The following is a 13,273-nucleotide window of genomic DNA, read 5'->3' as shown; positions in this document are numbered from 1 at the left end:
TCTGAAATGGCCTATAAACGCGCCCGAAGAGGACCGCTCCTCTTTTTTCGCATCATTGCCCAGACTTCATCGCTTCATGAACCTTCCCTGCTTTGGCCGACGAGGTTAGCTGACGGGTAGGATGGCAGAGAAGACTTATCTCATCCCTCCTGATTGCTCAGGATTAACCCCAAAAGATTGGTTCCCCCGCTTCCGGGTTGCCCCGGAACTAGGCCGTATGAAATGTTTGAATCAGATTCGGTAATGTGATTTGATTATACGCCTGCTGCCAATTATTGTGAATGCTCGCTTCTGCCTGCTTGCCTCATGCTTGATCGTTCTTTATTTATATCCTGACATTAGCTATCGGTTGCTCACCAATGAAAGCTATTTCGCCTGCTTTCCAGCTTACACGCAAATGCTCACCAGTACAGAATCATCGTAAGCAAACCGCTCGCTAATATCGGTGACCACTTCCCATTCCTCTTCCCCGACGCGAATCGAGTAAATCAGCTCCCGGCCCTGAAACTGGACGTGAGCGACCTTGCCCATGATCCCGTCCGCGCCTTGTTGCCAGGTGGACAGCTTCAACTGGTCCGGGCGAACAGGCAATACTTGCTGATCGAAAAAAGCGGAAAAATCACGCGAAACGGTGATCGGCAACGATGACGCTCCCTGTTTTTCCAGCAAAAAGGTGTTCGCGGCAGCCCAGTTCCCTTTTAAAAAGTTGGCTCTGCCGACAAACTTGGCGACAAACGGCGACTCCGGGGCGTAGTAAATGTCGTGCGGAGTGCCTGCCTGCTCAACTCTGCCGCCCTTCATCACGACAATGCGATCAGCCATGGCCAGTGCCTCGGATTGATCGTGCGTCACATAGACAATCGACGTACCCAGTTCGCGGTGAATGAACTGGATTTCTTTTCGCATCTGCATGCGCAGCTCGGCGTCCAGACTGCTCAACGGTTCGTCCATCAGCAACAAGGTCGGATTGAACACGATGGCGCGCGCCAGCGCCACACGCTGCTTTTGCCCACCGGAAAGCTGACTGGGGAACCGCTCCTCCATACCGCCCAGACCGACCATCTCCAGCATCTGGGCTACCCGCGCTTTCGGGTTTTGCTTGTACGCTTCCGGCACCTGCTGTTGATGCTGCAAAGGAAACGCCACGTTTTCGTAGACCGTCAAATGCGGCCAGAGGGCGAACGACTGAAACACCATGCCAATCCGCCGTTCTTCCGGCGGCTTGCGCTTGGCCGCGCTGGCTACACACTCGTTGTTGATCCAGATTTCTCCGCTTGTCGGGGATTCGAACCCGGCAAGGAGCCGCAGCAGCGTCGTTTTGCCGCAGCCGCTCGGACCGAGCAAAGCGACAAACTCGCCCTGGCCGATCTGCAAATCGAGATGGTGGAGCGCCGTGACATTCCCGAATTTTTTCGATACCCCTATTACCCGCGCACTGTTCATTGTTCGATCCTCCGTTGCCAGTATCGTTTCCACAGACTGCCCGCCGCGAGCACCAGCAGGATGGCTCCTACGATCAAAGTCGAGAGGGCCGTGCTGTACGTTGTCGATCCCGCCTGCTCAAAGCTGAAAATGACGACACCGATCGTTTCCGAGCCGGATGACCACAAGAGCGACGAAATCGTCAGCTCTGTAAAAGCGGTGAGAAAGACCAGAAACAAACCTGTTGCCATGCCCGGCGCGTAGAGCGGGAGCAAAATGCGCCGCCATCTCGTCCAGAAGCGCCCGCCGTTGATCCGTGCCGCTTCCTCCACTTCTTTGCCCACTTGCATGATCGAAACCGTACTGCTTTTGACTTGCAAAATGAGAAAGCGCGTCACGTAAGCGATCATGATCAGCCAAACCGTTCCGTATATGCCTGGCTGCCAGCCGGGAATCGGTTCAATCCAGGTCAAAATCATCGCAAGTCCGAGCACCATGCCCGGAAGCGCATACGGCAGCGCTACAGCCCCTTCCATCGCTTTGCCAAGCGCAGACGGCTTATGAATGCGCCAGTAGGCGAACAGCGTGCCCGCGACGACGCACAAGACACCCGTCATGCTGGCAAGCATCAAGCTGTTGCCGATGGCTCCCTTCGTACCTGCGTGGTCGAACATTACGAAGGCAAAGTGCTTCCACGTCAAATTTTCCGGGACAAACGGCAAGCCGTACGCTTTGACAAAAGCGGTTGCGGCCATCGACAAAAGCGGAAGCAGGCTCGTCACAAGCAAAAACCCGCCCACCAAAACCTCCGCCGTCAAACGGTGCTTGCCCAAAGACCGCCGGATGGACTTGTCCTCGGCACTGGTCTGGTCTACCCGGCTTTTCCGCAGCAAAACCCACTGCATCCCTGTCCCTGCCAGCGCAATGACGCCGAGCAAAACAGACAGGACAGCCGCCCTGGCAAAAGCGCTCGGCCCAAATCCGATCACTTCCTCGTAGATCAGTGTACTGAGTACAGAGATATTTTCCGGGATACCCAAAAATGCCGGAATCCCGAAGTTGTCCAGCCCGGAGATAAACGCCAGCAGTCCGCCTCCCGCAATGCCTGGCAAGGCGAGCGGAAGCGTCACTTTGGCAAACACAGCCCGCGCGCTTGCTCCCGCGGAATGCGCCGCCCACTCCAGCTCTTTCGGAATCCGGTACAGCACAGACAGCGTCAACATGTACACCAGCGGATAATGAGTCAGCCCCATCACGACGATGATCCCATCCAGCCCGTACACGTTCCACAGCTCGACCGGACTGCCCATCACCCAGCTCGCAGCCCTGTTCAGCACACCCTGCGGCCCTGCCAGCTGCGTCCAGGCCAGCGTCATTACATAGGACGGGATGAGCAGCGGCAAAAGGGCAAACGCGTGAATCGCACCTTTCCAGCGTATATCGGTATACGCGCACAGCCAGGCAAGCGCCACGCCGACGACTACCGAGATGACGGTGGAAATACCTGCTGCCAGCACAGTATGACCGACTGCATCCCACGTCCGGGCATTGACAAGCACCTCCTGAAAGTAGTGCAAGCCAAGCCCTGCTTCTGTCTGGATACTAAGCACAATCAGCTTCCACAACGGATAGACAAAAAAGAAGGCGACCGGCACCAGCACGAACCAGGTAGCCGCCTTATCCATGGACAGGGAGGCGGCGAACTTGCGCCGCTCCCCCATCTGTCTCTCGCTCACTACCGTCTGCCAGTTACTTGCCACCCATCATCTCTCCAAATTTCTTTTTGTCCGCTTCCCTGGAAGCTTCCAGTTCGTCAATATTGGCGGAAAGCGCCTTGATTTGATCTTGTGCGTACAGTCCTTCCGGTGCTGCTACTCCTTTGCGGATCGGTGTATAGCCCAGGCCGCTGGCGAGCTTTTGCCCTTCTTCGGAGAGGACGAAATCGACAAACGCTTTGGCAGCCTCCTGGTTTTTGGTCGCTTTCATGATGCCGATCGGCTCCGTGATGACAGGCACGCCTTCTTTTGGATACACGATCTCGACGGGCGAACCGTCTTTTTTGGCGCGGGCAACCAGATAGTCGACGACCATGCCGTAATCTTTTTCGCCGCCCGCTACACTTTTGAGCACGGCGCCATTTCCTTTAATGACGGTCATTTGATTCGTTTTCAGCCCGCTGATGTAATCCCAGCCCAAATCAGGCTGGCGCGTAAACACCCCGACATTGTAAGCCGCTGCGCCTGAGTAGAGCGGGCTTGGCATAATCGCTTTGTTCGCCGCTTCCGGACTCGTCAGCACTTTCCAGCTGTCCGGGAGAGCTTTGACCTTGCTCGTGTTGACCGCGAGCACAGTCGCCATGACTTTCGTTCCGGTGTACGCGCCGTCCGCGTCTTTCCACTCCGCCGGAATGTCCGCCGCTTCAGGCGAAGTGTACGGCATGAGCAAATCTTGTTTTTTCAGGCTGACAAAGGTGGGCGCATCCGCGACCAACAGCACGTCAGCTTTTACTTGCCCTGCCTGTGCTTCGGCCTGCAAGCGGCTGATGACTTCCTCCGTTCCCGAGCGGAACAGATCTACTTTCACGTCAGGATACTTCTTGGAAAAAGCGTCGATCAAAGAAGCTGCATCCGCATCCGGCTGGGACGTGTAAAAGCTCAAGGTTCCCGCTACTTTCGGGGCAGCAGGCTCCGTTGTGGCAGCCGGAGTCGACTGCGACGCTGGCTGGGATGGGGTCGACGAAGAAGGCTGGGAACCGCAGGCAGCAAGTCCGAAGACCGATACGGCCGCGAACAAAGAAAGAGTCCATTTTTGCAACAGAACACGTTTCATTTTTTATTCCTCCTGATCATTAAGTAGGCTTATGAGTTAAGAGCTTTGCTTCGCACCTTGAAACCATTTTCCGATCTTCGTCTTCATGGCCGTGTTGGTCATGTTCAATTGCAGAGGCGTAATCGTGATGAACCCGTCGCGCAGCTTGTAGTAATCCGACTCCTCATCCTCAAAGTTCAGTTCGCTCAAATGATCGGATAGCCAGTAGCACAGGTAGCCCTGCGGGTCGTTCAGTCCGACGTACTGATAGCGCAGCACATCCATTGCCAATGGCGTCACCGCAACGCCTTTTACCATTTCTTTGGACAAGTACGGCAAGTTGATATTCAGTACCGCTTCCGGGCTGAGCTTGTGCCTGAATAGCGTTTCAAACACTTCGTAGGCCAACGGCTCCACGATCGAAAAGTTCGGGTTCGGCTTCAGCGTGGCGAGCGAGATCGCGACAGAAGGAATCTGGTACATCGCCCCCTCGATCGCAGCCGAGATCGTGCCCGAGTAAAACACGTCCCGCCCGAGATTCGGCCCGCGGTTGATCCCGGAAACAATCACGTCCGGCTTTTCTTTGAGAATCACCTCAATCGCCATTTTGACGCAGTCGGCGGGAGTGCCGTTGACAGCCCACGCTTCCAATGAAGTATCGAAAAAGTTTACTTTGTTTGCTTTTACAGGTGATTTCAGTGTGATCGCATGGCTGATCGCACTTCGTTCCTGATCCGGGCAGACAATGGATACATTGCCGAACGGCTGCAGGGCTTGCGCCAGACACAGCACGCCGCTGGAGAAAATTCCATCATCATTCACTACGAGAATGTTCAAAATAATACAAACCTCCTATCCAAATGAGACACTGTGGCCTTGTTGCAAAAAGAGCAGGTTTTGCTTGAGTTGGGACAAATTCCGCGCATCGTCGAAGCCTTCTACAACCAGCGGCTTCTCTTCCGCAAGCAAGAGCGGCCAAATCGTCGGCAGGTCAATTTCCCCTGTTCCGAGTGGCACATGCAGCTTGGTTGCTGTCGCATCGCTCACATGGATTTTGTCGACTCCCTCCAGTTCTCCGAGAAACTGCGGCAGAGAACAGGTCAGGGGCACATGGGCGATATCCAAGGTCGCTGCCGTCGGATAGTTCAGCGCTGCACGCAGCCTGTTCAAATCCCCCGGCGTCACGATCAGTTCTTTTGGCAACGGCTCGATATGCTCGATGGACAGCACCCTTCCCAGACGCACAGCCTCTTGCGCCAGCTCGTTCAGGCTCTCGATGAGCACCGCTTCGTGCCATTCCCGGTTTTTGTGGGTCAAAGTCAATCGTCCCGGATGGATCGTCACGCTTTTCGCTCCGATCTCCCCCGCGAGAGCCAACGACCGCTTGATTTCCTCCACCGATTGTTTGCGAATGCCGCTATTCAGCGAGCACAAGTTCAAGTCCCAGCTAGCCGCATGCAAAGTCAGCTTCATGCCGACGCGTTTGGCGGCCTGCTGAATTTCCCGCGGGTTGCTTTTGTGGAACCAGACGTGCTCGGCCCAGACCTCCATCCCGGCAAATCCGTACTGCCTGGCAATCAAAATCGCCGCTTCTACCGGGTAGGACCACATCAATGTCGATGAAACATACAGCATGTCCACCACTCCTTTACCTCTGCCGGGATCGGCACACTGCCAACCGGGTAAGGGTTGCGCGAGCCGTGCCCGTGAAAGTCGCTGCCTCCCGAGCGGATCAGGTGATTCACCTTAGCTTGCCGCTCCCAAAATGCCATCTGTTGCGCGGAATGCTTCGAATAGTACACCTCGATGCCATCGATGCCGTAGGCAAGCAACGCATCCAGCTTCACTTCAAACGAGTAAATACCCGGATGGGCCAAAATCGCAATGCCGCCTACTTCATGAGTAAGCTCAATCGCTTCGCGTGCCGAGAAGGAAGGACGGGGCACATAGGCCGGGCAGCCTTTTCGCAAATACGTCTCGAACGCCGCTTGCGGAGTGGAGCAAAAGCCGCGTGCTGCCAAAACTTCTGCCACATCTGTGCGCACCAGCACGTCGCCTTTTGCCCGGGCTGTGCATTCTTCCATGGTGATCGCCATACCTAAACGATTGCAGCGTTCGACGATTTCGGCGATCCACTCGATCCGCTCCCGTTGGCGCCTGTCCATGACGTGCAGGAGCCGGGCATCCGATATATCGAGGCCGTAACCCAAAATATGCAACTCGTCTTCTGGGCCGTCCGTGTTCCATTCGATTCCCGGTATGAGCTTCAGACCGAGACGTTCGGCCTCATCGCGAGCCAGCAGATATCCATCGACGGTATCATGGTCTGTAATGGCTAGGTGAGTCACTCCCCGCTCGCTTGCCTCGGCAAGCAGCTCTGCGGGAGTGAGCTTCCCGTCAGAAGCGGTGGTGTGCATATGCAAGTCCATCATCTGACCACTCCTCCTGTTCTTTTCCGACTTGTTTGATTTCGTTTGATTTCATTGTAGCTGTCGTTTTTGAAGGGCGTATAAAGCAGGCGACAAGGTTTGATAAAGGCCAGACGCCTGTCCATGCGCCTTTTCGGTCGATCCCCTGCCGGATTGTTGAGGAGGTGTTAACGATTTACAAAGTCTTTACAAAAGCGAAAAGTTCGTGGGCAAACGGCACTGGTGGAGAGGAAAACGAAAAACCCCCACCCGAACTAATGTTCAGGCAGGGGCTTTGTGTTCAAAGAGACAGTCGCTATTTAAACGACATCGTATCCTTGTTCTTCGATTGCTTCCTTGATGGCATCCAGCGTCAGCGTGCTTTCGTTGAAGGAAACCTCTACTGTTTTGGCCGCCAGATTGACTTTGCCTTCTGCTCCCAGCTCTTTCAACGTTTTTTCCACGGTATTCACGCAATGGTTGCAAGACATGCCTTCTACATTCAGTGTTACGTTTTTCATTCTCAATCTCTCCTTTGAGTGTATGTGTATAAATGATGCGGACAAAGCCGCTTGTTGCTGTTTGTAAACGACAGATGGCAGATGGCAGCTTACAGCTTCACTCGCTGCAAGCGCAGGGCGTTGAGCACGACGGAGACGGAGCTGAAAGCCATCGCGGCTCCGGCTAACCATGGAGCGAGGAAGCCCAAGGCTGCAAACGGAATGCCCAGCGTGTTGTAGGCAAAAGCCCAGAACAGGTTTTGCTTGATGTTGCGAATGGTTCGCTTGCTCATTTCGATGGCGTCAGCGACACTGGTCAGCTCGCCGCGCATCAAGGTAATGTCGGCCGCTTCCATCGCCACATCTGTTCCCGTGCCGATCGCCATGCCGATATCAGCGGTAGCCAGTGCCGGAGCATCGTTGATTCCGTCGCCGACCATAGCCACTTTCTTGCCCTCTGCCTGAAGCTTTTTCACCTCGGCAGCCTTGCCTTCGGGCAGGACTTCGGCGATGACGTGCTCAATTCCTGCCTCGCGAGCAATCGCTTCGGCGGTTTGACGGTTGTCGCCCGTCATCATGATGACCGTCAGCCCCATCGCTTTCAGGCGTTCGATTGCTTGCTTCGAAGTCGGCTTGATCGTATCCGCTACGGCAATCAACCCGGCAAGCTTGCCGTCGATGACTGCCAGCATCGCCGTTTTACCCGCTTGTTCCAGCGAAAGCATCGTGTCTGAAACAGCCTGATACGATATGTGGTGCTGTTCGAGCAGACGGCGGGTCCCGACCAGCACTTCTCTGCTGTCGACGGTTGCCCGAATCCCGAAGCCGGGAATCGCTTCAAACACGCTGGTTTGCCCAAGCGCTATGCCTTTTTCCGCGATCCCGCGAACGATCGCCTGGGCAAGTGGATGCTCGGAGTTTTTCTCGGCCGCGCCTACCAGCGCAAGCAGTTCTGGCTCGGCAAAATCAAGCGAAATCACGTCTGTCAGCTCCGGCTCTCCTTTGGTTACGGTTCCTGTCTTGTCGAGGACAATCGTATCCAAATGGTGCGCCGTCTCCAGATGCTCTCCCCCTTTGAACAAAATGCCCAGTTCCGCTGCGCGGCCAGAGCCAGCCATAATCGAGGTTGGAGTCGCCAGGCCAAGTGCGCACGGGCAAGCGATTACCAGCACGGCGATAGCCTTTTCCAGCGCCTCGGCAAAGTTGCCGGGAATGACGGCGAAATACCAGATGAGAAAAGTCACCACCGCAATTCCGACGACAATCGGAACGAAAATCCCGGAAATGCTGTCTGCGAGTCGTTGAATCGGCGCTTTTGTCCCTTGCGCTTCCTCCACGACTTTGATGATTTGCGCCAGCGCCGTTTCCTTCCCGACTTTGGTCGCTTTCACCTTCAGGAAACCGTTTTTGTTCAAGGTGGCTCCGATGACGGCATCTCCAGCCGCTTTATCTACCGGGATGCTTTCCCCCGTCAGCATGGATTCGTCGACCGCAGACTGCCCCTCCAGCACGATGCCATCCACTGGCACCTTGTCGCCTGGCTTCACGTTCACGATATCTCCAGGCCGCACTTCTTCAACAGGGATCGTAATTTCCACACCGTCGCGGACGACTACGGCTGTTTTCGCTTGCAAGCCCATCAGCTTGCGGATTGCTTCCGAAGAGCGTCCCTTCGCCTTGGCTTCAAACAATTTGCCCAGCAAAATCAAGGTAATCAGCACAGCGCTCGTTTCAAAGTAAAGCTCCAGCATGTGGGCGTGTGACCCGATGGACGAGATCGCCACGTACAGACTGTAAAAATAGGCAGCCGAGGTGCCGAGCGCGACCAGCACATCCATGTTCGCGCTCTTGTTGCGAAGCGCTTTGTAGGCCCCTGCGTAAAACTGCGCCCCGATGATGAACTGCACAGGAGTCGCCAAGGCCAGTTGTACCCACGGGTTCATCAGGAAGTCCGGCAACCAGATGAACGAAGTGAAGGAAAAGTGGCTGACCATCGACCAGAGCAGCGGCAGCGACAGCACGAGGGAAATCCAGAACTTTTGCGTCTGCCGCTTGATCTCGGCCATGCGGCGGTCAACCTGCTCCTCTTCTTTGCCCTCTTCCTTGCGCGTTGCCTGGTATCCCAGCTTTTCTACCTGCCGCACAAGATCAGACACGCCCAGCTGAGCAGAATCGTATTCGACCGTAGCTGTTTCCATCGCCAGGTTCACGTTTGCCTTCAACACGCCAGGCATTTTGTTCAGACCCTTTTCGATTCGGGTTGAACACGCCGCACAAGTCATGCCTGTAATATTCAGCTCGACTTTGTCGGCGACGACGCCGTAGCCAAGCGCCTCGATCTTCGAGCGTATATCGTCGAGACTCGTTTTGGCCGGATCGAAGACGACTGTCGATTTTTCCAAAGCCAAATTCACATTGGCTGTTTCTACACCATCCAGCTTCTTCAAGCCTTTTTCAATGCGCAGCGCGCAGGCTGCACATGTCATCCCTGAAATCGGAACTGTAGCTTCTGCCGTTTTGGCACTCATACCAATTCCCCCAAATACCCTTAGAGGGTATATTTCATTGTATAGTTCCCCTTACGTTCATTTCTTATCACACTCTCAATATACAATACCCCCACAGGGTATATCAAGTGATTTTTTTAAAATTTTTCTCCTCTGCTTCTTTGGCTTTTCTCGACGCACAAAAAAAGCCCCCGATTTTCATCATCGGGAGCCTGGAATGACTGTTTATTTTCCTGCGTTCACTTCTTTTTGGTAGGCAGCAGCTACTTTTGCCGCTACTTCCGCATTGTGTCTTACGAGAGCGATATTCGTTTGCAAGCTTTTGCCTGCTGTCAGTTGTTTCACTTTGTCGAGCAGGAACGGTGTTACTTTTTTGCCTGCGATGTTGTTTTCCTTCGCTTCTTTGAGCGCCTGCAAAATTACGCCTTCGATTTGCTTGTGGTCAAGCGCGTCTGCTTCCGGTACCGGGTTGGCGATGATCAAGCCGCCAGTCAGACCGAGCTTCCATTTGGTGTTCATCAAAGTGCCGACTTCTTCTGGCGTATCCAGACGGAAGTCTACGCCAAATCCGCTTTCGCGAGCGAAGAAGGACGGGAACTCGGCAGTGCGGTAGCCGACCACCGGCACGCCTTGCGTCTCCAAGTATTCCAGCGTGCGTCCGATATCCAGGATCGATTTTGCGCCAGCGCATACAACCGCAACGCTTGTTTGCGCCAGCTCAGTCAAGTCAGCAGATACGTCCCACGTAATTTCGCCATCGCGGTGTACCCCGCCGATACCGCCAGTCGCAAACATGCGGATGCCAGCCAGATCGGCTGCGATCATGGTTGCCGCTACTGTCGTCGCACCGATTTTGCCGCTTGCGAGGACGTAAGGGAAGTCGCGGCGGCTCACTTTTTCCACCGATTTGTTGGTCGCGAACTCTTCCAGCTCGCTCTCGGTCAAACCGATTTTGATTTTGCCGTCCATGATTCCGATTGTCGCTGGCACTGCGCCATTGTCGCGGATGATTTGCTCTACTTCTTTTGCCATTTCGATGTTTTGCGGGTATGGCATCCCGTGGGAGATAATCGTAGTCTCCAGGGCAACTACTGGCAAGTTGTTCTCCAGCGCGTGGCGTACTTCCTCAGTAAAGGTCAGGTATTGTTTCATCTTTTATCGCTCCTTTTCGTATTGTCCAACGGTCAATTGCAGTTGTTCCGCTTTGAGCAAGGGAGAAACGGACTGCTCTGTCTGCAAAGTCAGAGCGGATGCTGCCAAACCGAGACGGCAAGCAGCCTGGAACGACTCCCCGTTCACGATGCCGTACAACAGGCCGGACGCAAACGCATCGCCTGCCCCTGTTACATCAACTACCTCAGTCGGATACGGCGCCATCTGCTCCGATACGTCCTCCGACTGATAAAAAATTCCTGCTTCGCCCATGGTGACGATGACGTGCTTGACGCCTCTCTCCCTGATTTTCTTGCACGCTTCGGCGCAATCCTCGATAGAGTTGATCGTCATGCCGGAAAGCAGCTCCGCTTCCTCCCGATTGGGCAGGATCGCTTCGACTCCGTCCAATTGCTGTGGGAGCTTTTTCGCTTTTGCAGAAGAGACCGGGTCAACAAAGAGTCGGATGTTTTCCTCCCGGCAACGGCTAATGATGTAGGCCAAGCAATCCTCCGGTATGTTCGTATCGATAAAAATCGCGTGGGCTGCTGCAATGTGCGACCATTTCTCGGCAAACATCTCCGGTGTGAGCGCGTCGTAAATATCCATGTTCGCCAAAGAAACGACCATTTCCCCATCGATATCGAGCAATGCGGTATACGTGCCTGTGCGCTGCGTAGGCAAGCGCCACACCTGGCTGATATCTACTCCGTGCTTTTTCGTCTCCTGCACGATCCACTCGCCTTCCTTATCTTCACCGATGCTGGTGAACAAGGATGTATTGCATCCCAGTCGTCCAAGATTCTCCGCGATATTGCGGGCAACCCCGCCACACGATTCCATGATCGTAACCGGATTGGAGGAATGCAGACGCACGGCTTGCTTTCCACGCGCTTTTCGGTCGAGGTTCGCTCCACCGATGCAAGCGATCATGCCTTCGTCCCGCAATACGTACGCTCTGCCTTTAATCTCGCCGCGCTTGGTCAACTGAGCGATATACCCCGCTACAGCCGACCGCGAAATCCCGATCAAGTCAGCCAGCTCTTGCTGGGAAATGAACGGATTTTGCCGGATGTGATGAAGGATCAACATATCTTTCTCCACGGTCATCCTCCTTTCTTCTGATTAGCATTCACAGCTTTGTTTACAAACAAAAGTCTATCATAAAAACATTTGTTTTGCAAAGGATGATTTTATCCCCCCTCTATTTGACAAACGGATGCGACTTCATGTAAAGTTATCTTAAATTCAAGATATCGAAAATTCGTTGGAAAGGAGGGTTTTTCATGGATCGCAATGATTCCCTCGATCTTTTTGTCGTATTATCGAGATCATATAACTGGGTCACTGCCCACTCCAATCGGCACATCCGCCTGCACGGGCTGAATCCTACCGAGTTTGGCGTCCTGGAAGTTCTCTATCATAAGGGCCCGCAGCCATTGCAGCAAATTGGCGAAAAGATCCTGATCTCCAGTGGAAATATCACCTACGTTGTGGACAAGCTAGAAAAGAAGCAACTGTTGATTCGCAAACCCTGTTCGGCCGACCGCCGGGTCATTTACGCCGAGCTGACGGAAAAAGGCCATGCGTTTCTGGCAGACATTTTTCCTTCTCATCAAGAGGCGATTGAAAAAGCGGTCGCGGGACTTACCCCGGAAGAACAACAGCAAGCGATTGCTTTGTTAAAAAAGTTGGGACGTGCTGCTCAGGAGAATTATTAGACTGGGCAGCACCCACCGAGGGTAAAAAAGGTGTTGACAAAACCTTCAACACGTAATAATCTTAAAATCAAGATTTACACATTAAAAGTTATCTGCTTACAAAAAGAAAGGGGAATATTTTTCTCATGAGCAAAGTACTTTTCATTAAAGCAAATGATCGCCCAGTTGAGCAGGCAGTAAGCGTAAAGCTGTACGAGGCTTTCGTAAAATCTTATAAAGAAACGCATCCAAACGACGAGATCGCCGAGCTGGACCTGTTCGCAGAAAACCTTCCTTACTACGGAAACGACCTGCTCACTGCCATGTTCAAAGCTGGACGCGGCATGGAGCTGACTGCTGAAGAACAAAAAGGCGCTGAACTGGTGAGCAAATATTTGAACCAATTCACTGATGCAGAAAAAGTAGTTATCGCATTCCCTATGTGGAACTTCACCGTTCCTGCTGTTCTGCACACCTACGTTGATTACCTGTCGCAAGCAGGCAAAACGTTCAAATATACAGCGGAAGGCCCTGTTGGACTGATGGGCGACAAAAAAGTAGCTCTCCTGAGCGCACGCGGCGGCGTATACTCCGAAGGCCCAATGGCTGAAATCGAACTGGCTAACCGCTACGTTCGCACGGTGCTTGGCTTCTGGGGCATCAGCAATGTGACAGAAGTGATCGTAGAAGGTCACAACCAATTCCCGGACAAAGCAGAAGCAATCGTAGCAGCAGGCATCGAAAAAGCAGCAAAACTGGCGGAATCCTTCTAAGGC

The 13,273-nt window shown here is 53.8% G+C and carries 12 protein-coding genes and 1 riboswitch; of the genes, 2 read left to right on the top strand and 10 right to left on the bottom strand.

Annotated elements, in window-relative coordinates; translation table 11 throughout:
* Positions 1-78 precede the first annotated feature (78 nt).
* A riboswitch (cyclic di-AMP (ydaO/yuaA leader) is annotated at positions 79-225 on the bottom strand.
* A 162-nt stretch (positions 226-387) separates the two neighbouring features.
* The 10 genes from DEP07_RS17645 to DEP07_RS17600 all read right to left on the bottom strand — a co-directional run bounded on the left by DEP07_RS17645 (position 388) and on the right by DEP07_RS17600 (position 11,901).
* Positions 388-1,443 (bottom strand): ABC transporter ATP-binding protein, encoded by a 1,056-nt coding sequence (locus DEP07_RS17645; RefSeq protein WP_280649147.1) that lies wholly within the window; start codon positions 1,441-1,443, stop codon positions 388-390.
* Complete coding sequence (locus tag DEP07_RS17640; protein WP_280649148.1) at positions 1,440-3,182, bottom strand: ABC transporter permease; 1,743 nt, start codon at positions 3,180-3,182, stop codon at positions 1,440-1,442. The genes DEP07_RS17645 and DEP07_RS17640 overlap by 4 nt, the downstream gene beginning before the upstream one ends.
* Positions 3,172-4,251, bottom strand: a complete 1,080-nt coding sequence (locus DEP07_RS17635; protein ID WP_173597950.1) for an ABC transporter substrate-binding protein — start codon at positions 4,249-4,251, stop codon at positions 3,172-3,174. Before DEP07_RS17635 ends, DEP07_RS17640 begins: the two co-directional genes overlap by 11 nt.
* Before the next feature lie 36 nt (positions 4,252-4,287).
* A complete protein-coding gene (gene surE / locus DEP07_RS17630) occupies positions 4,288-5,067 on the bottom strand; it encodes a 5'/3'-nucleotidase SurE (RefSeq protein WP_122966676.1) in 780 nt (259 codons plus the stop codon).
* Positions 5,068-5,082: 15 nt separating this feature from the next.
* Positions 5,083-5,865, bottom strand: a complete 783-nt coding sequence (locus DEP07_RS17625; RefSeq protein WP_173597949.1) for a sugar phosphate isomerase/epimerase family protein — start codon at positions 5,863-5,865, stop codon at positions 5,083-5,085.
* On the bottom strand, positions 5,841-6,662 hold the full coding sequence (locus DEP07_RS17620; protein WP_122966678.1) for a PHP domain-containing protein: 822 nt from the start codon (positions 6,660-6,662) through the stop codon (positions 5,841-5,843). The genes DEP07_RS17625 and DEP07_RS17620 overlap by 25 nt, the downstream gene beginning before the upstream one ends.
* Before the next feature lie 296 nt (positions 6,663-6,958).
* Entirely contained in the window at positions 6,959-7,159 is a 201-nt protein-coding gene (locus DEP07_RS17615) for a copper ion binding protein (protein ID WP_063229343.1), read from the bottom strand.
* 89 nt (positions 7,160-7,248) lie between these two features.
* The gene (locus tag DEP07_RS17610; protein WP_122966679.1) at positions 7,249-9,666 is read right to left on the bottom strand and encodes a heavy metal translocating P-type ATPase; all 2,418 of its coding nucleotides are present in this window, start codon (positions 9,664-9,666) and stop codon (positions 7,249-7,251) included.
* A gap of 204 nt (positions 9,667-9,870) precedes the next feature.
* Positions 9,871-10,797 carry a pseudouridine-5'-phosphate glycosidase gene (locus DEP07_RS17605; protein WP_287102808.1) on the bottom strand — a complete coding sequence of 309 codons (927 nt, stop codon included), beginning with the start codon at positions 10,795-10,797 and terminating at the stop codon, positions 9,871-9,873.
* 3 nt (positions 10,798-10,800) lie between these two features.
* Positions 10,801-11,901 (bottom strand): carbohydrate kinase, encoded by a 1,101-nt coding sequence (locus DEP07_RS17600; RefSeq protein ID WP_173599967.1) that lies wholly within the window; start codon positions 11,899-11,901, stop codon positions 10,801-10,803.
* A 182-nt stretch (positions 11,902-12,083) separates the two neighbouring features.
* On the opposite strand from DEP07_RS17600, the gene DEP07_RS17595 reads away from it, so the two are divergent.
* Both DEP07_RS17595 and DEP07_RS17590 read left to right on the top strand, forming a co-directional pair.
* The gene (locus tag DEP07_RS17595) at positions 12,084-12,518 is read left to right on the top strand and encodes a MarR family winged helix-turn-helix transcriptional regulator (RefSeq protein WP_122966682.1); all 435 of its coding nucleotides are present in this window, start codon (positions 12,084-12,086) and stop codon (positions 12,516-12,518) included.
* 125 nt (positions 12,519-12,643) lie between these two features.
* Complete coding sequence (locus DEP07_RS17590; protein ID WP_122966683.1) at positions 12,644-13,270, top strand: FMN-dependent NADH-azoreductase; 627 nt, start codon at positions 12,644-12,646, stop codon at positions 13,268-13,270.
* The last annotated feature ends 3 nt before the right edge of the window (positions 13,271-13,273 follow it).

This window comes from Brevibacillus sp., from assembly GCF_003521185.1.
GTDB classification, from domain to species: domain Bacteria; phylum Bacillota; class Bacilli; order Brevibacillales; family Brevibacillaceae; genus Brevibacillus; species Brevibacillus parabrevis.
Note: the sequence above shows the minus strand (reverse complement) of the source record. Positions and strands in the feature narration are given on the sequence as shown.

Coding starts and splice junctions, on each gene's coding strand:
- DEP07_RS17635 (WP_173597950.1), bottom strand. CDS start 4,251: ATGAAACGTGTTCTGTTGCAAAAATGGACTCTTTCTTTGTTCGCGGCC.
- DEP07_RS17625 (WP_173597949.1), bottom strand. CDS start 5,865: ATGCTGTATGTTTCATCGACATTGATGTGGTCCTACCCGGTAGAAGCG.
- DEP07_RS17595 (WP_122966682.1), top strand. CDS start 12,084: ATGGATCGCAATGATTCCCTCGATCTTTTTGTCGTATTATCGAGATCA.
- DEP07_RS17590 (WP_122966683.1), top strand. CDS start 12,644: ATGAGCAAAGTACTTTTCATTAAAGCAAATGATCGCCCAGTTGAGCAG.
- DEP07_RS17645 (WP_280649147.1), bottom strand. CDS start 1,443: ATGAACAGTGCGCGGGTAATAGGGGTATCGAAAAAATTCGGGAATGTC.
- DEP07_RS17620 (WP_122966678.1), bottom strand. CDS start 6,662: ATGATGGACTTGCATATGCACACCACCGCTTCTGACGGGAAGCTCACT.
- DEP07_RS17605 (WP_287102808.1), bottom strand. CDS start 10,797: ATGAAACAATACCTGACCTTTACTGAGGAAGTACGCCACGCGCTGGAG.
- DEP07_RS17610 (WP_122966679.1), bottom strand. CDS start 9,666: ATGAGTGCCAAAACGGCAGAAGCTACAGTTCCGATTTCAGGGATGACA.
- DEP07_RS17615 (WP_063229343.1), bottom strand. CDS start 7,159: ATGAAAAACGTAACACTGAATGTAGAAGGCATGTCTTGCAACCATTGC.